The 20,548-nt window shown below is 26.9% G+C and carries 16 protein-coding genes; 13 read left to right on the forward strand and 3 right to left on the reverse strand.

Going from position 1 to position 20,548, the window contains the following annotated elements:
* Positions 1-305: 305 nt before the first annotated feature.
* Together CM240_RS05305 and CM240_RS05310 are read left to right on the forward strand one after the other, a co-directional pair.
* A complete protein-coding gene (locus CM240_RS05305) occupies positions 306-5,744 on the forward strand; it encodes a collagen binding domain-containing protein (RefSeq protein WP_044037159.1) in 5,439 nt (1,812 codons plus the stop codon).
* A gap of 101 nt (positions 5,745-5,845) precedes the next feature.
* Complete coding sequence (locus CM240_RS05310) at positions 5,846-6,988, forward strand: glycerate kinase family protein (protein WP_044037167.1); 1,143 nt, start codon at positions 5,846-5,848, stop codon at positions 6,986-6,988.
* A 54-nt stretch (positions 6,989-7,042) separates the two neighbouring features.
* On the opposite strand, the gene CM240_RS05315 is transcribed toward CM240_RS05310, so the two are convergent.
* Both CM240_RS05315 and CM240_RS05320 read right to left on the reverse strand, forming a co-directional pair.
* Entirely contained in the window at positions 7,043-7,954 is a 912-nt protein-coding gene (locus CM240_RS05315; protein WP_051483706.1) for a serine hydrolase, read from the reverse strand.
* A gap of 3 nt (positions 7,955-7,957) precedes the next feature.
* Positions 7,958-8,146, reverse strand: a complete 189-nt coding sequence (locus CM240_RS05320; protein ID WP_044037170.1) for a hypothetical protein — start codon at positions 8,144-8,146, stop codon at positions 7,958-7,960.
* A 272-nt stretch (positions 8,147-8,418) separates the two neighbouring features.
* Between CM240_RS05320 and CM240_RS05325 the strand changes: the two genes are divergently transcribed.
* From CM240_RS05325 to CM240_RS05345, 5 genes are all read left to right on the forward strand, one after another.
* Positions 8,419-9,063, forward strand: coding sequence for a pentapeptide repeat-containing protein (locus tag CM240_RS05325; RefSeq protein WP_044037173.1), 645 nt, complete (start codon positions 8,419-8,421; stop codon positions 9,061-9,063).
* A 118-nt stretch (positions 9,064-9,181) separates the two neighbouring features.
* Positions 9,182-9,367 carry a hypothetical protein gene (locus CM240_RS05330; RefSeq protein ID WP_044037176.1) on the forward strand — a complete coding sequence of 62 codons (186 nt, stop codon included), beginning with the start codon at positions 9,182-9,184 and terminating at the stop codon, positions 9,365-9,367.
* A gap of 12 nt (positions 9,368-9,379) precedes the next feature.
* The gene (locus tag CM240_RS05335; protein ID WP_044037178.1) at positions 9,380-9,628 is read left to right on the forward strand and encodes a spore coat protein; all 249 of its coding nucleotides are present in this window, start codon (positions 9,380-9,382) and stop codon (positions 9,626-9,628) included.
* Positions 9,629-9,749: 121 nt separating this feature from the next.
* Positions 9,750-10,565, forward strand: coding sequence for a mechanosensitive ion channel family protein (locus tag CM240_RS05340; RefSeq protein WP_044037180.1), 816 nt, complete (start codon positions 9,750-9,752; stop codon positions 10,563-10,565).
* 136 nt (positions 10,566-10,701) lie between these two features.
* Positions 10,702-11,778: a glycosyltransferase family 4 protein gene (locus CM240_RS05345; protein ID WP_051483707.1), complete on the forward strand. Its 1,077-nt coding sequence runs from the start codon at positions 10,702-10,704 to the stop codon at positions 11,776-11,778.
* 146 nt (positions 11,779-11,924) lie between these two features.
* Here the strand turns inward: CM240_RS05345 and CM240_RS16780 are convergent, their stop codons facing one another.
* Positions 11,925-12,755 (reverse strand): methyltransferase domain-containing protein, encoded by an 831-nt coding sequence (locus tag CM240_RS16780; protein ID WP_051483708.1) that lies wholly within the window; start codon positions 12,753-12,755, stop codon positions 11,925-11,927.
* Positions 12,756-12,899: 144 nt separating this feature from the next.
* Between CM240_RS16780 and CM240_RS16785 the strand changes: the two genes are divergently transcribed.
* The 6 genes from CM240_RS16785 (at position 12,900) to CM240_RS16790 (ending at position 20,539) form a co-directional block, all read left to right on the forward strand.
* Positions 12,900-14,657, forward strand: a complete 1,758-nt coding sequence (locus tag CM240_RS16785; protein WP_051483709.1) for a glycosyltransferase — start codon at positions 12,900-12,902, stop codon at positions 14,655-14,657.
* Positions 14,644-15,309, forward strand: a complete 666-nt coding sequence (locus tag CM240_RS05365; RefSeq protein WP_044037182.1) for a glycosyltransferase family protein — start codon at positions 14,644-14,646, stop codon at positions 15,307-15,309. Before CM240_RS16785 ends, CM240_RS05365 begins: the two co-directional genes overlap by 14 nt.
* A gap of 4 nt (positions 15,310-15,313) precedes the next feature.
* Positions 15,314-16,738, forward strand: coding sequence for a glycosyltransferase (locus tag CM240_RS05370; RefSeq protein ID WP_051483710.1), 1,425 nt, complete (start codon positions 15,314-15,316; stop codon positions 16,736-16,738).
* A 148-nt stretch (positions 16,739-16,886) separates the two neighbouring features.
* The gene (locus tag CM240_RS05375; protein ID WP_051483711.1) at positions 16,887-17,948 is read left to right on the forward strand and encodes a glycosyltransferase; all 1,062 of its coding nucleotides are present in this window, start codon (positions 16,887-16,889) and stop codon (positions 17,946-17,948) included.
* A 3-nt stretch (positions 17,949-17,951) separates the two neighbouring features.
* Positions 17,952-19,082 carry a glycosyltransferase gene (locus tag CM240_RS05380; protein ID WP_051483712.1) on the forward strand — a complete coding sequence of 377 codons (1,131 nt, stop codon included), beginning with the start codon at positions 17,952-17,954 and terminating at the stop codon, positions 19,080-19,082.
* Between the two features lie 26 nt (positions 19,083-19,108).
* Positions 19,109-20,539: a glycosyltransferase family protein gene (locus CM240_RS16790; RefSeq protein ID WP_051483713.1), complete on the forward strand. Its 1,431-nt coding sequence runs from the start codon at positions 19,109-19,111 to the stop codon at positions 20,537-20,539.
* Positions 20,540-20,548: the final 9 nt, after the last annotated feature.

The following is a 20,548-nucleotide window of genomic DNA, read 5'->3' on the forward strand; positions in this document are numbered from 1 at the left end:
GCTGTTTTACATGGAGTAACAAAATTGATTTTTTATTACGTTTAAGAATAAAAAACAGCCTTTTACGACGATACTTCAATACGTTACGACAAAAAACTATACATTTACGACAAAAATAGAGACATTCTCCTAAAAAATTAATATAATTTAAGAAAAAGTAAATTGTAAAATTTATAATTCTATTTGGATGAGTTATGTGTTGCATTATGTAAAATGAGAAAAAAATATGACGACGTATTTTCCAATTACAACATGAAATTTAAGACTCATTTGGTGTAATATCATAATTAATAGGGGGAAAGTTTATGAAAAAGGTAATAGCGGGGTTTGTTAGTATAGTATTTATGATGACAATGATTCTAAATATTATACCTGCAGAAGTAGTTCTAGCTGAATCTTTAGATTCAATATTAGTAATGAAAGTTGATGGTAAAGAAGTAGATATCAATTCGAAAGTTGAGTTAAAGGAAGGACAAACTGTAGAATTTCATTTAGATTATGCTACGAAGGACCAGAAACCTAATGATGGAGATGAATTTATATTTAAGCTACCTGAAGTGTTTAAAGATATAATTCCATCTTATCCTGAACATCATTTTAAAGATATGAATATAAGTGAGTCAAATGGAAGTAAAATAGTGACATTAATTTGTGGTAATCAAATAGATACTGCAATACGTGGTGAATTAGGTATGTCTGCCACAGTAGGATCTATAGAGAAAGAAGAAGAAAAGAAGATATCTATAGATATAGCAGGAGAGAAAATAGATATTAACATAAATTTAGTTCCTCAAGACACTACAGGAACATTAATAAGTAAGAAAATAACTAATCAACCGGGTACAAAACCAAATTATACAATTTTATCAAATGAAGAAGGTATAGTTGTAGGTGAAGAAGTAGACTATAGTGTATTAATTAATGAAAAGGCTACTTCATTAAAAGATGCTGCCTTTGAAGATGCAATACCTACAGGAATGACTTTAATTGAAGATTCAGTAAAATTAGAGAAATTATCTGAAGATGGTACAGGGAAAGAAGTAAAATGTGATCCAAAGGTAAAAAATAATATTTTATCAATAGATCTTGGTGATATAAGTAATACATATGTAATAACTTATAAAACTAAAGTGGAAGAAGGAAGAGCAAAATATGTAAATTCAGCTAAGGTTACATCAAGTAATAAAAAAGATGCTGAAGATTCTGTTACAGCTACTCCTGAAATAGTAGATAAACCAGGAGATAGCAATGTTGTAAAAACTGTTAATACAATGGATAATCCATATTATACTCCAAATGCTTTAACAATAACTCCTGATGAAAATGGATCAGTAAAAGGTCAAAAGTATCATCATACAATTAAGATTAATGATAAAGAAGGAAAATATGGACAATATGAAGAGAAATCTGACGTAGTATTAAAAGATGAGATTCCAGAAGGAACTGAGATTATAAAGGATTCAGTGAAAGTTTACAAATATGTAAAAGGAAATAAAGTAGATGTAACTAAGGAATTTTATAGTCAATCTAAAAATATTACATCAAAAGGTAATTTAGAAATTGAATTTGAAGATATAGCTCATAAGTATACAGTTGAATATGATATAAAAATAACAGAAGATAAAGAAAAATATGAAAACATAGCAAATTTAACTTGGGATGGAGGAAATGATTCTGATAAAACAACATTAACTCCTAATTATTCTGTTCCAGGGAATAATGATTTGTTAAAACAAGCTAATGGACAAAGTAATACTGCTGTTGTAAAACCAAATGAAACAACAGGAGAAGTAGTTGGACAAACAGTTGATTATAGCATATTGGTTAATGATAAATTAGAAAAGAAAGAGGATGCAAAATTAACTGATAGTATTCCTGATGGAATGGAATTAGATTTAAACTCAATAGTAATAAAGAAAGAAACAAGCAGATATAATTGGGTTAATATGGATGAAGAATTTTTAAGTAAAGTAAAGGCTTCATCAAGTAAGAATAAGTTAGTTATAGATTTTGGAACTATTAAAGAAAGATATAAAGTAGAATATAAAACTAAGATAGTAGAAAAAGAGGATAGTTATAAGAATACAGCAATACTTACTTATGGAAAAGATAAGGAAGAATCTTCAGTCGTTGTAAAACCAGGAGGAAATCCTAAACCAATTGATAAGTCATTAGATAAAGTAGTACTACAATGGGGAGAACAACAAGGACCTATAAAGGAATATTTAAATAATGATGCAATTGGAATAGGAACAAAAGTAGAGTATAGAATTTGGGTAAACAGTAGATTAGAGAATAAGAAAAATACTACTTTAACTGATACAATTCCAGAAGGAATGATGTTATTAGAGGATACAGTAAAAATATATAAAGACTTAGGTGATGATGTATATAAAGATGTTACTGAAGAATTTAAAACAGTAACAGGAGATAATTTATTAAAAGTAACATTTGGAACTATAAGTGATAGATATAAGGTAGAATATACTGCACAAATTATTAATCTTAAGGAACAGTATACTAATGATGCAGAACTTAAATTTAATAGTAGTGAAGTGGAAAAAGATTCAGTAACTGTAATTCCAAGTAAAAATGCTGATTCAGAAGATAACCCTATAGAAAAGTATGTGTTACAAGATGGATGGAAAGAAGCAAAAGAAATAACTATCAAGAGAGACAACTGGTTAATAAATACTATAGGAAAAGAAATTGCTTATAAGATAAAATTAAATCAAAAGAGTCTTTACAAAGAAGATGCTACATTAACTGATGTGATTCCAGATGGTATGAAGTTGGCAGAAGGATCTGTAAAGATATATAAGCAAGGAAAATATAGTAATGTAGATGTTACAGATAAATTCCAAGTTAGTTATGAAAATAATAAGTTAATAATTAATTTTGGTGAAATATCTGATAAGTATATTGTAGAGTATAAGACAAGAATAACTGACCTAAAAGGAAGATTTGAAAATACAGCTACATTTACTTATAAGGCTAATACAAAAGGAGATAGTTCTAGTGCTGTAGTAACAGAAGAGTCTGATATAAATTTTGACGATAATATTAGTAAGTTTATTAAAGCGGATGATGGATTATTAGTAAATAATTTATCATTAAAGCCTAATGGTATTAATGAGGTTATAAATAAGAATATTAATTATTTAGTTATGGTTAATAATGGACTTAATTTAACAGGAAAAGCTGTTTTTGAAGATACAATACCAGAAGGTATGGAGCTAAATAAATATTATATACCAGTTACTAAACAATTAGAAAATGGTGAATGGGTTGGACTTACAGAGGGTAAGGATTATACAATTACGGTTTCTGAAGATGGAAATCAAGACAAGTTAAAAATTGTTATTAAAGATGTAACAAATGCTAGATATAAAATTGAATATAATACAAATATAAAAAAATATATTAAAGATGGATATAAGAATTTAGCAGTAGTTACAACAAATAAAGAGTATGAATCAAGTACTAAATTAGATGTTGATATAGCAAATATAGTAGGTATAACAAAAGAATTAGTTAGTATTAGTGATGTAAAAAATAGTCCATTACCAATAGGTACTTTAGCTAATTATAAAGTAATTCTTAATCCAGAGGAAAATGAATTAAGTAATGTAAAATTTAAAGATGCTGTACCAGAGGGAATGGAAATAGTGCCATCAAGTATTAAGATAAAAAATCTTACTAAAGGTATTGATGTAACTGATGATTTAAAAGGTAACATAGTAGCTAGTGGAAGAAACTTCAGTATTAATATAGCTAAAGTAGCAAGTAAGTATGAAATAACATATTCATGTAAGATAGTTGAGCAATTAGATTCATATGCAAATAGTGCTACAATGGATGCAGAGGAATATAGTAGAGAAGCATCACATACATTAGATCAATATGTAGATAGTTTTGGATTGAATGCTATAAAAGAAGCTGATAAATCAATAGTAACTAATAATTCAGATGATCAAAATGTTACTTATACTATAAAAACATGGGCTAATGGTGCTATTAAGAAAGGAACATTAAATATTAAAGATAAGTTAGATCCAAGACTTGAATATTTAGGTTTTGAAGATGAAGCTGGATTATTTGATGTAAACTATGATAAGAATACAAACACTGTAAGTGTAGTAAACAAACAGGATATACATGGATTTACTACAGAAGAAGAAGGCAGAATGGTTTATTCTAGAATAAAAATAAAAGTAAGCTTCAAAAATGTTAAAGGTGGAGAAACTATAAGTAATATTGCTGTTGTAAATGATCGTACAACAAATGAAGTAGAAGTGGAAAAAGAAGAAGAAAAGATAGAATATGGTTTTACAGCAGAAAAAGTAGATTCAGTAGATAATACTAAAAAATTAGCTGGTGCAGAATTTAAGCTATATAAAGTTAATAATGGAAAAGCAGAATTTATAAAAGATCTTATAAGCGGTAATGATGGAGTTATTTCATCAAAACTTGATAGTGCTGGAACATATATATTAGAAGAGGTTAAAGCACCAACAGGATATGTTACACCACAATATAAAGAGCAATTTGTTGTTAGCGATACAAATAATCAAGTTAATTTAGGAAAGATTTTAAATAAAAAGAAAGAATATAGTTTTACAGCCACTAAAGTAGATGGAGAGACTAATAAGCCATTAGCGGGGGCAGAATTTAAGCTATATAAGATAACTAATAATAAGTCAGAACTTATTGATACAATAACTACAACAGATACAGGGGTTATAACTTCTAAGGTAGATGGAGTTGGAACATATGTATTAGAAGAAGTTAAGGCTCCAACAGGTTATGTAACTCCAACTTATAAAGAAAAATTTGAAATAACTGAAGATAATAATATAGTTGATCTTGGAAATATAGAAAATATTAAAGAAGTAGTAGTTAAAAAAGAATATAGTTTTACAGCAACAAAGGTAGATTCAAATGATAAGACTAAGGTTTTACCTGGAGCTGAGTTTAAGCTATATAAAGTTGTAGATAAAAAAGAAGTATTTATAAAAGATCTTATAAGTGGTAATGATGGTACTATAACATCAACTTTAGATGAAGCAGGAACATATGTATTAGAAGAAGTGAAAGCACCTGAAGGATATGAAGAACCAAACTTTAAAAAGACATTTGAAGTAACTGATGATAAAAATGTTGTTAATTTAGGTAAGATAGAGAATAAGGAAAAAGAGAAAGAAAAGATAGAATATAGTTTCACTGCAACAAAAGTGGATTCTATAGATAAGAATACAGTTCTTGCTGGAGCTGAATTTAAACTATATAAAGTTACAGATGGAAAGGCTAAATTGATAGATACAATAACTAGTGATAAAAAAGGAATAGTATCATCAACATTAAACGAAGCAGGAACATATATACTAGAAGAAACTAAAGCGCCAAGTGGATATTTAACTCCTGAGTATAAAGAAAAGTTTGAAGTAACTGATGAAGTAAATAAAGTAGATTTAGGAGCAATCTTAAATGAGAAAGAAAAGATAGTAATTGAGGAAGAAGATAAGTTACCAGAAGAAGAGATAGAAGAAGGAACAAAAGCTGAACAAGATTTTGTAGATGAAGAAGAAGCTGCAGATTCAGAAGAAGTTGAAGAAGAAGAAGCAGATGAAATACAAAATGGAATAAGCACTGGAGATGTAGGAATAGGAGTAGCAGTTATAGTGGTAATTGGAGCAGGTGTCGGATTATTTGTAAATAATAAAATGAAAAAGAAAAAGAAATAGAAATAAAAAATATTAAATAAAAATATCCTGTTAGGTAGTATAGTTTATACAACTAGTATAAAATCTACTTAATGGGATATTTTTTTAAGGAGAATACGAATATGAAGTTTATATTAGCACCTGATTCATTTAAGGAATGTATGACGGCTAAAGAAGTATGTATATCAATGGAGAAAGGAATAAAGAATATAATTAGAGATGCTCAATGCATACATGTGCCAATGGCAGATGGAGGGGAAGGCACTTTAGAAACATTAATTAATATAACTAATGGTAAAATAGTAAAGACATATGTTATAGGACCTCTAGGCAAAAAAATAGAGAGTAGATTTGGGATATTAGGGGATGGAGAAACAGCAGTTATTGAGATGGCAGAAGCTAGCGGATTACAGCTAGTAGATAGAAAAGATAGAAATCCGCTTATAACGACATCTTATGGTACTGGAGAATTATTAGTAAAAGCATTAGATATTGGTGTTAAAAACATCATTATAGGGATAGGTGGAAGTATTACAAATGATGCTGGGGTAGGTATATTGCAGGCTATGGGGATGAGTTTTTTAGATCAAAAAGGAAAAGAAATTTCATATGGTGGCGGAGAAGTTGGAAAAATTTCAAAAATTGATGATAGTAATTTTGATAGAAGAATATTAGATGTTAATTTAGAAGTTGCATGTGATGTAAAAAATACATTAACTGGCGTGAATGGAGCTAGTTATGTTTTTGGACCACAAAAAGGTGCAACAGAATCGATGGTAAGAATTTTGGATAATAATTTAAAACATTATAGTGCTATAGTAAGAAACACCTTAGGTATTGAGATAGAAAATATTAAGGGTGCTGGTGCAGGTGGTGGTGCAGCATCAGCTTTATTGGGATTTTGTAATGGTAGTTTTAAAAGTGGAGTAGATATTATAATGAAATACAGTAGATTAGATGAAAAAATTAAAGATTCAGACTATGTATTTACTGGTGAAGGAAGTATTGATTTTCAAACAAAAGAAGGTAAAACTATAACAGGAATTATTAATATTGCTAGAAAATACGACATACCTGTTATTGCGCTAGGTGGAAAAGTTAATTATGAAGTCAATAAATTTTATAACTACTCTAAGTTATCGATGTTTAGTATATTGTCAGAGGTTACATCTATGGAAGATGCTTTGAAATGTGGAAAGTATAATGTAGAAAAGACTTGCGAAAATATAGCTACACTTATTAAATGTATAAAATATAAAAAATAAACTTTTCCATAAAAAAAAGGCTGTGTAATATTTTGGTTCACAGCCTTTTTTATATTAAAATTCACGATTATTTTGATAATCAAATATTATTTGAGAAGTTTCAGCAATAATTTCCTTAGCGTTTACTACATTATTGGTATAGATAGTAAGTATATATGGAGCATTTGCATATACAATGGCGATATCATTAACATAAGTTTCGTAATCTCCAATTTTATGAGCTACTAATGATTGATCAATATACTTATCTATTCTATCGTGATATACAGTATTTTTCATATTATTAAGTAGAGAATCATAATAAGGGTTATCATCTTTATTGAAGTAAAGAACCTTAAGATATTGAGCAGCATCGTTAGCGGTAATAGCATTATCAGTGTGATCGGCTTCATATCCAAGGATATCATCGTATTGCTTGTAAACTATATCTTTACCTCCCATAAGATTTGAAATCATTTTAGTTGCTATATTATCTGAATAAATAATGGAATATTTAGATAGAGTAAATATATCTATTGGTGACGATAAATCTTGACTTTGGAGTATACCAGCACCTCCTTCGTAATCTTCATCAGTGTATTTGACGGTAGTATCTTCCTTTATCTCACCGGATGCTACTTTGTTAAGAAGAAGCATATTTAAAGGAACTTTACTAGTACTTGCAGCAATAAAGGTTTTATCACCATTAAAAGATATTGTACGTTTAGTTTTTATATCATAAAAAGTTAATCCTATACTATCACCGTATTCTGAAATTTTAGAGGATATAGCTATTTCTAAGTTGCCGAAATATTCATTTAAAATAATTTCATTAATATCTACTTCATCTTTACTTTTATTTGTATTACTTAAAATTTTTTTTGCATTATTAATGGAAGAGTCTAAAGGTATATTGTATAGTATGATAGAAATAATGGTTGTTAATATTAATACTATTGATAAAAGAACTATTTTCTTTTTATTCATACTTTACACCGTAGATTCGCTTTTTTCAAAAACAACCATTACAGAATATTGTATTGATTTAGTGATAAAGTTTATTGTTGTAGTGTCGTATTGTAAACTATGAATTTTAATTTTATTGTTACAAATAAAATCATTAACTTCTTGAGATAATTGCAATTTATCTAAATTACTAAAAATTCTAATTTCTTTCATTTGAGCCTCCTTCTATCATAATCAACAAATTGAAATTGCATTCTACAATATAATACAATATTATAACATAAAATGTAATAAATTTGAATAATTTCTAACAAAAATAGACTTATTTTTTAAAGTGGTTAATTAAATATATATTTGTATGAAATAAATGTTAAAAGTGAGGATATATTCATAGATATATGTTAATATATTGTAAGAATGTTTGTTAATTAAAGAGATAAAAGAGGTGAAAGATTTAATATATTAATCAATATATTAAATAGTATATGAATAAAGAGGTAAAAATACAAAAACCCAAATATATAAATGAACTAGAGAGCATCGAAGATTATTATGAGGATATATTTTTATCATATAAAATAAAGGATAAAATTGTAGATAATATTGAAATAGGAGAAAAAGAGGATAAAGGTATTCTTATTGACTCATGTATATTTAGAAACACAAGATTTGTTAATTGTAATTTAAAAAATATAGATTTGACGGATACAAGATTTGAAAACTGTGATTTATCAAATATAGATTTTAGCAATAGTTCAATACAAAGAGTAGAATTTATAAATTGTAAGCTTGTAGGTGCCAAATTTGATGATAGTCATTTAAAAGATGTAGTTTTTGATGAATGTATAGGTAAATATAGTAACTTTTCATTTGGAGAATTAAAAAAGGTAGAATTTAACCTTTGTAATTTTCAAGAAGCAGTATTTCAACAAGTGTATATAAAGAATGTTTATTTTATAAAAACTAATTTAAGCAACACATACTTTAATAAAACATCTTTATATAACGTTGATTTGACTACTTGTAATATTGATGGCATAGATAGTGAGATAAATGATGTTGCTGGAGTTAAGGTTACTGCTCTTCAGGCATTAGAATTAAGTAAATTATTAAGAATAACAATAATTTAAAAGTAATAATAGCACTCTTAATTGTGATAGTTTTTTATATAAAATGACATAGAATATTTTTATCTCTATTAATAAATAATAGTAATATAGAGATAAAATAAAGGAGTTGATTTATTATATGGCAAATTTAAATCAATTGGAATTACAAAATTTGAGACATTTAATAGGTGCTCATTGTACTATTGAAAAAAAGTTGCAATTTTATTCTAGTCAATGTACAGATGCTGAATTAAAGCAAATGTTACAAAAAGATGCTGAAGATGCTAAAATCAGTAAAGATAAATTAATGTCATTTTTAAATTAGGAGGAAATACATATGCAAGAAAAAGAGATGATAAATGATTATCTTGCTGGATTAAATGCCAGTTTAGCAGGGTATGGAGGTATAATAGCACAAACAGAGAATGAAGAGTTACGTCAAACTATTCAGCTAATGAGAAATCAAGATGAAATAAGACAATATGCTCTATTTAAAAAAGCAAAAGAAAAGGGGTATTATATTCCTGCGCAACAAGCCACAGAAACAGAAGTTACTAAAGTAAAAAATGAGTTATCACAAGGATAAATTAATAAGAATAAATACATGCTATACAAAATGTTTTATTTATGTATAGCATGTATTTATAATTTGATTTAAAATAAAATATTGTATATAATGTAGATGCTTAAGAGAGGAGAAGTGTAAGATGATAAATGTAGAAAAAATTGTAGAAAACTTAATTCATTGGGCATCTACAAAGGGAATTAAACTAGTAATAGGGATTATAATTCTGATTGTTGGATGGAAGTTAGTAAAGAAGTTACTAAAAATAATGAATGCAGTTTTAGAAAAAAGAGAAGTAGATCGTACCTTGGCTTCGTTTCTTGATGCAGTTTTAAATATTTCGCTAAAAATCCTATTATGTATAGTGGTAATGGAGTATGTTGGTATTGCTACAGCTGGATTGGCGGCTCTATTAGCTTCAGCTGGATTAGCAGTTGGACTAGCTTTGCAAGGAAGTTTGTCTAATTTTGGTGGAGGTGTGATAATACTTCTTATACGACCTTTTAATGTAGGAGATTTCATTGAGGGAGATGGTAAGTCTGGAGTCGTTGAGAGAATAGGAATATTTTATACTCATTTATTAACGCCAGATAATAAAGAAATAATGATTCCTAATGGTACCTTAGCCAATACTACAGTTACAAATTATACATCAAAAGATTTAAGAAGGGTAGATCTTACTTTTGCTGCAGCTTATGAAGAAGATGTACTAAAAGTTAAGAAGGTTATTGAAAATGTAATAAATGCTGAAAACTTTATTTTAAAAGATCCAGAGCCATTTATATCTATTTCTGAACATGGTGATAATGCTGTAGGATTTGTTGTAAAGGTTTGGTGTAAGACAGAAAATTACTGGACAGTATATTATAATTTATTAGAAAAAGTTAAAATTAGATTTGATGAAGAAAATATATCTATACCATATCCACAAATGGATGTCCATATAAAAGATAAATAAACATAAATTTATATAAAACGATGGTTAACATGCTACCATCGTTTTATTTTTGCTGTGTATCAGAGTATATATCTAACACATATAGTATATATAGTAAAGTTTATTATTCGAAAGCATTAAGGAGAAGATAAATATAATGAAAAAGTTTGTTTTATACTCATCAGGAATATGTAATGAAGTTTTTACTAAGGATATATGCTTAATTCCTTTTGTTATGCAGAAATACTATGGTTATGAATCTAGTATATTAACTTATACAAAAGAACAAAACTTTCCTGATAATGATAAGTATTTAGGGCATATGAAAATAACGTCAATAGAAAATGATGAACATTTAGATAGAGAATTAGAAAGTTCAGACGTTATTATGATGTTTGGTATTTATGATGATGTTATAGATTTGATTTATAGATATAAAAGATTAAATGAAAATGGCAAAATATATCTTAAATTAGATATAAATTCATACTGGTTAAATAGTTTACATGTTAATATGAATAATTATATTATGGGAGCATTAAAAAAATGTGACCTAATTACTGCTGAAAATAGGAATAGTCAAGAATTTATAAATAATAATTGGGGTGTTAGAGTAGAGTATATACCTAATGGATATTATGAGTTTGTAAGTGATGATTATATTAATTATAAAGAAAAGAAAAATGTCATACTTTTTGTAGGTAGAGTAGGATCTCCAGATAAAGCAAATCATATTCTTCTGGAGGCCTTTGCTAGGATAGAAAATGAAATTGAGGATTGGAGTATTGAATTAGTAGGAAATGTAGATCCTGGTTTTATGGGATATATCAATGAATATTATTATAATAATCCCAAAAGAAGAGAACGGGTAAGATTAGTTGGCTTTTTAGGTAAAAAAGAACTTAAAGAGAAATATAAACAATCTAAGATTTTTTGTTTAACATCACCAAGTGAAGCTTGTGCAAATGTATTTTCACAAGCAATATCAAATGGATGTTATTTAATATCAACAGATGTAGATGGCGCAAGGGATATAACTAATAATGAAGAATTTGGATGTATTGTTCCTGTTTATGATATAGATAGACTTTCTATAGCATTAAAAGAGACATGTTTAAATGAAAAGTTACTAGAAGAGAATTGTATAGTAGCTCAAAAGTATGCTAAAGAAAGTTTGAATTGGATAAAATTATGTGACAAAATTAATAATTTTTTATTTCATAAAAGTAGTTAACTTCAATAAAAAATAAAATTTTTCTATGTAAATGATATGAGTATTGTAAAAAGGCTGATTTCTTAAAGTAAAGAGAATCAGCTTTTTTAAATTCTAGTGATAATATTAGTTATTTATAATTAAAAAATACTACAGTGAATAATATATTATTTTCTTATTGAAGATTTCAATGTACTTAATACAAAATTTTTGTTTATTGTGAAATGATTTATTAAATAGAGTATGTCTTCAGTAAATTCTTCTAAATCTTCATATTGAAAATTTGAAATATAAGATATGCTGTTTTCTATATCTAATTTATTGTCTATTCGCATTAATTTATATTTTAAGTTAGTCATATCAATAGAATCATACTTTGATGGATCAAATTGTTTTTGAGATTTTATGAAATACTCATAAGTAGAATAGTCTAATTTGGAACTGGAATCATTAATAGATAGTAGTTTTTCAATTAAATCTTCATCTTGTGCTATTGTATAATAATTAATTACATAAGGGTCATTAAAATTGTTTTCTAAAAGAAGTTTTTTTATTTCTTTAAGGGTAAAAAATCGTATAGTATCTTTATTAAAAAATTGAGAGTTTATATAAGAAAAATTACCGTTTAAAAGATCTTTTAATATACTTATATGCATTACATTTGTAAAACTACAGATAAGATCGCCGGATTCTTTTAGGTATTTTGATATTTTAGGAAAAGTATTCCAAGGATCTATTAGGTTTTCTAATGCGTGATCTAAAATTATATAGTCAAAAAATTTCTTTTTAAAATCAAGAGTTATTGCTTCTATATTACCAACAATAATATTTATATCATTATATAAAGAGTCATCAATGTTTTCATTAGTGATAATATATATTTTTGAATTCTTATATTTACTTTTTATGTCTGATAGTAAATTTATATTATTACAACTTAAAATTAATATGTTTAGTGGTTTTTTTGGAGATTTGTCCATTAAGCTTATAAAACTCATAATTTTCACCTAACTTTCAATAATATATTTATATAAAGTTAAAATATTCATATATTTTGATTTGTGTTACTAATAACAATGTATCAATTAATGTTATTATTCATATATTGTCAATAGTAGCAATAATGGATAAGGAAATAATGTATGGATAAGAACAGTGTTTGCGTTATAACATATGTTAAAAATAAAAATATATATGAGGAGTGCCTTTATTATCTCAAAAACTTAAAGGTGCCAAAAAAAATGAGTTTAGAATTTTTGGGTATAACAGAAGCAAAATCCATAGCAGAAGCATATAATAAGGCAATTGTGCTGTCTAAAGCTAAATATAAAATTTATGTTGATGAAAATGCATTTATTATAAATAGAGATCTTATAAAAGATATTGTAGAGATTTTTGATAAAGATGATAAAATTGGGATAATAGGAGTTGAAGGAAGAAAATTAACATTAAATTCTGGAGTATGCGTAGGAGAAAAAGTTAATATAAGAAATAAATATATTATAGAAAATGGAAATATACATTTAGATTTGATAGGAGAAGTTAATGACTATTATGAAGAAGTTGAAACAGTAAATGGAGTAGTTATGGCAACACAATATGATATTAAGTGGAGAGAGGATTTATTTAACGGAGATTATTTTTATGATGAGGCTCAATGCAAAGAATTTCAACGTCATAGATATAAAGTTGTTGTCTTACTACAAGAAAAGCCATGGGGAACATTTACAAAAAGAAAATTAACTGATGACTATTATAAATATGAAAATATATATTTAAAAGAGTATACCAGTGTCGAGGATAAAAAAATATCTTTATTTTTTCCAGAATTAGAAGATCAACATTTAACAAAAGATATATGTTTAATACCATATGTAATGAAAGAATACTTTGGTTATAATGCTAGTTTCATTACTACAGGTGGATATAGAGAGTTCCCTTCTAATAAAAAATATCTAGGAGACATGTCTATTTATGTTGGTGAAGATATGGAAGAATGCATGAGAGAAATATCAAAGTCAGGAGTATTAATGTTAATATGGGTATATCAATTTAATATTGACTTAATAAATAGATATAAAGAGATTAATCCAGAAGGAAAAGTATATGTAAAGTTAGATGCAAAAATGGAATCTATGGGATATCTTAATGGATATATGAATGATTATATATTAAATACATTAAAGAAGTGTGACCTAATTTCTGTAGAAAATAGGAATGTGCAAAGATATATCAATAGTGTATGGAATTTAGATGTAAAATATATACCTAATGGATATTATGATTTTATAAGTAATGATTATATTGATTATGAAGAGAAGAAAAATATAATACTTTTTGTAGGGAGAGTAGGTTCACCAGAAAAAGCAAATCATATTCTTTTAGAGGCCTTTTCTAAGATAGAGGATGAAATTGAAGATTGGAGTATTGAATTAGTAGGAAATGTAGAAAATAATTTTTTATCCTATATGGAGCAGTACTATCTTAATAATTCTAAGCTAAAAGAAAGAGTAAGGCTAATTGGAGTATTAGATAAGAAGGAACTTAAAGAAAAATATAAAAGTGCTAAGGTATTTTGTTTAACCTCACCTAGTGAAGCTTGTGCTAATGTGTTTTCGCAGGCAATATCAAATGGATGTTATTTAATATCAACGGATGTAGATGGTGCAAGAGATATAACCAACAATGAAGAATTTGGCTACATTGTTCCTGTTAATGATACAGAGAAACTTTCTATAGTATTAAAGGAAATTTGTTTAAATGAAAGTATATTAGAGAAGAACTGTATAGAAGCTCAAAAATATGCTAGAAAAAATCTAAGTTGGATAAAGCTATGTAGAGAAATTGATAATTATTTATTTAATAAAGGGGAATTTTATTCTGAAAATGAATATGAATAAAGTATGTTTTATAACAGCAGTTAATGATGAAGTTAAATATGAAGAGTGTAAGTTTTATATTAATAATTTAGAAATACCAGAAGATATAAAAATTGAGTTTGTAGCTATAAGAAAAGCTGAGTCAATAGCAAGTGCATATAATGATGCTATGAATAAAAGTGATGCTAAATATAAAGTTTATCTTCATCAAGATACCTTTATAATAAATAAAAAATTTATATATCTTATTTTAGACTTATTTAAAAATAATAAGATAGGTATGATTGGTGTTGCAGGAGGAAGAGGAATAGATGATACTGGTATATGGTCCAAGTTTTCCGAAGTAATAACGAGAGTTTATGATACTGGAGATCCTGGATATATTCATTTATTATCCTACGGAAAGATTGATGGGCAATATGAAAAAGTTGATATAATAGATGGATTAATAATGATAACTCAATATGATATAAAATGGAGAGAAGATATATTTAAAGGTTGGCACTTTTATGATGCTTCTCAAAGTAGAGAATTTAAAAATAGGGGATACGAAGTAATTGTTCCTAGACAAGATAATGTATGGTGTATACATGATTGCGGAAATGTAGATATGAATATGTATGAAGAAAATAGAAAGATATTTGTTGGAGAATATATAAAGGAGAATATGTAAACTTATGGCTTATAATATATCAATTAATGATAGAACATCAGAATATATAAAAAATTATAATTTTGAGCCTACAAAAGATTTTATGAAGTTTACAAGTATAGTTATATTATCTTTTAATGAATTGGAAAATACTAAACTTTGTATAGAGAGTGTAAAAAAATTTACTTTAAAAAGTATTTCTGAAATAATAGTTGTAGATAATGGTTCAACTGATGGAACAGTAGAATGGTTGAGAAACCAAGATGATATAAAAACAATTTTTCTAAAAATTAATGTTGGAATAGCACCTGGGTTTAATATAGGATATAAAGAAGCTAAAGGGGATACAGTAGTTTTTTTAGCTAATGATACTATTGTTACACCTAATTGGATAAATAATATAAGCAATGCTTTATATAGTGATGAAAGTATAGCGGCAGTAACAGCTGTAGTAAATAAAGGATTAGAGTCAATAACAATTCCTGTTAGTTATAATAATATTGAAGAAATGATTAGCTTTGCAATAAGGAATAATATAAGTGATCCAAGTAGATGGAAAAACAAAATATTATTAGGTTTGTATTGTATTGTAGTTAAGAAAAAAGTGTTAGATAAAGTAGGTGCTTTTGATGAACGATTTGCACCGGCTTATTTTGAAGATTTTGATTTAGGATTAAATTTAATAAGCAATGGATATAAGATAATTCAATGTGATGATGCATTTATTCATCATTTTTCTGATGTTACTATTAGAAAAAATCCACAAAGATATGAAATAATGAATAAAGGACAAATTAAATTTAATAATAAGTGGAAATTTGATATGGTACGGTTTAATAAAATACGAGAAGACTTAATAGGATTCATTAATGATGATTATGAAACGCCAATTAATGTTTTAGAAATAGGCTGTGGTATTGGGTTAACATTATTAGAAGTAAAAAATAAATATAAAAAAAGTAATTTATTTGGTATAGAAAAGGATGCTAATGCAGTTGCTATTTCTAAGGGCATAGCTGAGGTAGAAATAGAAGATGTTGAATTTGCACAGTTTAATTACGATAAAGAAATTTTTGATTATATAATATTAGGAAGTGCATTGGAAAAGATTAGAAATCCAGTAGCACTTCTTAATAAATTAACTTCATATCTGAAAGAGGATGGATATATATTATTTAGTGCTAATAATATTATGAATATTAATAGTATAAAGGATATTATTAATGGAAAATTTCTTAATAATTCAAAGGACACTTTAAGATGTTTTAGTATTGATGAAATATATACCTTGATTGAGGGAAAATTTATAATAGAAGAACTTTTTTATAGATATTATTTAGAGGAAGATAGGGATAAAGAATTAATAGATGTGCTGTGTAAATATGGGAAAAGTGATAGGATAAACTATAGTATTAAAAAATATTATATTAAAGCAAAATTAAAGAAATAAACGTAGTGAAGCTATATAAAACTTATTTTATATAGCTTTTCTTATTTTATTAAGAGGAGTTTATATTGTATCAAATATGTTGGTAAAACATATATTATGTATAGGAAGTTACTGGTACTTTTAATATTTATAGGAGAAGCAATAAATTATGATAATTGATATAGTATTGTATTATGGCCAGGGAAGAGGCGGACTAGAAGATGTTATTACAAAGGTTTCAAGAGGATTAAGAAACAAAGGCCATAGGGTTAGAGTATTTCAAGCATATAGACCCCAATATATAGAATGGGAAGAGAAATTGGATGAAATATATTATTATGGAGAAGATATTCCATGGGGATCATATTTGGAGCAATATGGAAATGGGTATAAAAAGCTTCTAGAAACGATGGATAAACCAGATATTGTGTTAGCAACACATGCACCATTGCAAAGTTATATATGCTATATTGGCGTTAATGAAGGATCTGATAAAAAGACTCCAATAATTTCATGGATACATGGTCCTATAGATTTTTATGGTGGACGTAATTTGTTACAGTATAGTAATGCACATTTAGCAATATGTGAAAATGTTATGGAGGATCTTTCTAAAACTATTGAAAGAGAGAAAATATATGTAGTTGGAAATCCTGTAGAGGTAAAGAATCAAAAAGTATGTAAAAGACCGAAGGAAACTCTAAAATTACTTTTTGTAGGAAGGTTTTCTAATGTGGAAAAACGATTAGATATATTATTTAAAGCTTTAGCATTGGTAAAAGAGCCATGGAGTATTCAGATTATTGGAGATGGAATTGATCACGACATGATTGTAAATTTGTCAAAAGATTTAGGTATATATGACCATATAGAATGGATGGGGTGGAAAGAGAATCCATGGGATTATGTACAGGAGGTATCAGTTTTAATACTTACCTCTGATCTAGAAGGATTTGGACTTGTAGTAGTTGAAGCTTTATCCAGAGGAATACCAGTGATTTCAACAAGTTGTGGTGGGCCAACCTATATGATTAAAAATGATATAAATGGGTGGCTAATAGAAAAGAAAGATTATGTAAAATTAGCGGAATTGCTTAACAAGTTACAAGAAAAAGGCTTAAACTTACCTGATGCTAAAAATTGTATTGATTCTGTTCTAAAATATGATGTGGATAATGTTATTGATAATATAGAAAAAGTATTACTGAAAGAATGCAGTAAGGAGGAATAGGAAGTGGAATCTAAAGATTTACTAAATGATTTAAAAACTATTAGTGATTTTAAATATATTCCTTCAAATAAAGATAGTAAATTTACTAGTATCATCATAGTTACATTCAATGGTTTAGAATATACAAAGTTATGTATAGAAAGTATTAGGAAATTTACAGAAAAAGAGTCATACGAGATTATTGTTGTAGATAATAATTCTACTGATGGTACTAAGGAATGGATTAGTAATGAAAGTGATTTAAAAGTAATAATTAACAAAGATAATTTAGGTTTTACAACTGCTTGTAATGAAGGAATAAGAATTGCTAGAGGCGATATTTTGTTGCTTAATAATGATGTTATAGTGACACCTAGATGGTTAGATAATCTTAGAGAAGCACTGTATAGTGCCCCTAATATAGGCGCTGTAGGTCCTGTATCAAATTATGTATCAAATAATCAACAGATAGATGTAAGTTACAACAATGTATATGAAATGTTGAAATTTGCAGATGAATTTAATGTTTCTAATAGTATGTTATGGGAATATAAAATTAAGTTGATAGGGTATTGTTATTTAATTAAAAAAGAAGTTATCGATAAAGTAGGACTTTTAGATGAAAGGTTTACTCCTGGTCATTATGAAGATGATGATATCTCTATAAGAATAATATATAGTGGATATAATTTACTGATGTGTAAAGATACTTTTATACATCACTTTGGTAGTGCTAGCTTTAAGAAAAAAGATGACTTAGGTATTTTAATAAGCACAAATTATTATAAATTTATTGAAAAGTGGGGATTTGAAATAGCATTTGGAGCTCCAGTGAAATGGGATTCAATTAATAAAATTAATGTACGAAATAATGAAGAAATAAATATCTTAGAAGTAGGGTGTGGTTTAGGTGGAACATTATTGGAATTAAAGAATAGATATAAAAATCTGAATTTATATGGGATAGAAGAAAATTTAGTTATAGGTAAAGTTTCTAAAGGAGTGTTCAACGTTATTATTGATGATGTAAGAACTGCTGAATTACCATACCCAAAAAGATTTTTTGATTATATTTTGTTGGGAGATAAAATCAATGATAAAGAAATAAAAGATAAATTTACTATGTATTTAAAAGTTGGTGGTGAAATTATATAGTAATAATCAATTTGAGGAGAATATTTATGGAAAATCGTAATGATATTAAAAATAATATGTTTTTATTTGATATAAATGAAGGTGAAAAGATAATTAAAGAAAATAGGATTTATACTGAAGGACTTATAAAAAATATTAATAATTGTGCAACTAATATTGATATTGAAGGAGTAGCTAATTTATCACTTCAATATGCAGATTATGTCCAATATAATGCAACGGGAGAATATTGTAATGAAGATATAGAAAAAGCTCTTTTGCTATGTGGAAAAAACATTAATATGGATAAAAATAATTTTGAGGATGTAGAGCTAATGGTAAAAAATTATAGTACATCTAAAAGAAAAATACTCCATGTAATGAGTGAGGGATATAAAATAGGGGGGCATACTAAACTAGTTAAGAACTGGATAAAGAAGGATAAAGATTCGCTTAGTTCACTTATTACAACATGGCAAATGGACACATTACCAGAAGATTTGATTGAAGAGGTAAAAAGTCAAGGCGGATTTGTATATTCACTGAATAACTTTTATGGAACCTATGAGAAAAGTGCAGCATTATTAAGAAAGATTGCATATTCTTGGGCAGATATTGTTATATTACATTGTCATATGCAAGATCCAATTCCAGCATTAGCTTTTGCTGTTGAAGGTGGACCACCGGTTTTTATTCTAAATCATGCAGATCATAGATTCTGGATAGGGTCAAGTATTGCGGACATTATTGTTGATTGTCGTGAAGAGTCTAAAAAGTTGTCACTTGAAAGAAGAGGTGCTAGAGAATCATTTATATTACCTGTTCCATTAAATGATAAAGAAAAATTTGATAAAGAAAAGTGTAGGGATAAATATGGAATTGATATAAAAACAAAGGTTATTTTAACTATATCTGAAGAGTATAAGTTTAAAAGTATTAATGAAAATAGTTACATTGATATCTTAAAGAGAATAATTCTTGAGACTGAAGATACAATAGCATATATTGTAGGCCCTAAAAGGGAAGGAAAGTGGGAAAAATTATGTGTAGATACAAATGAGAGAGTTAAGGTAATAGGTAGAATTGAGAATATTGAAGAATTATATATGATTTCGGATATGTATTTAGATTCATTTATGTTTAGTAGTTTTACAGCTTTATTAGATGCTGCAATGTATGGACTACAAATAATAAAATTTAAAAATTATATGGCACCATTATTTAGTAATACTGGTGAAGAAATAGAGCAATGTTGTTTTAATAATGTAGATGAAGCTATTAATTATATAAATAATGAATTCAACAGTAATAAAAAGAATATACAAATGGAGATAAGGAAGAAACATTGTAGTGATATACCTAAAAAAATAAATGAATTATATAGTAAGATAAAAAATCATAGGGTTAATGAAAATATCAAAATAAATAATGTTATTAGTAACAATGATTTATTTTGGGCATTATTTTTAAAGCAATAATTTAAGGAA

The organism is Clostridium bornimense, assembly GCF_000577895.1.
GTDB lineage: Bacteria > Bacillota > Clostridia > Clostridiales > Clostridiaceae > Clostridium_AN > Clostridium_AN bornimense.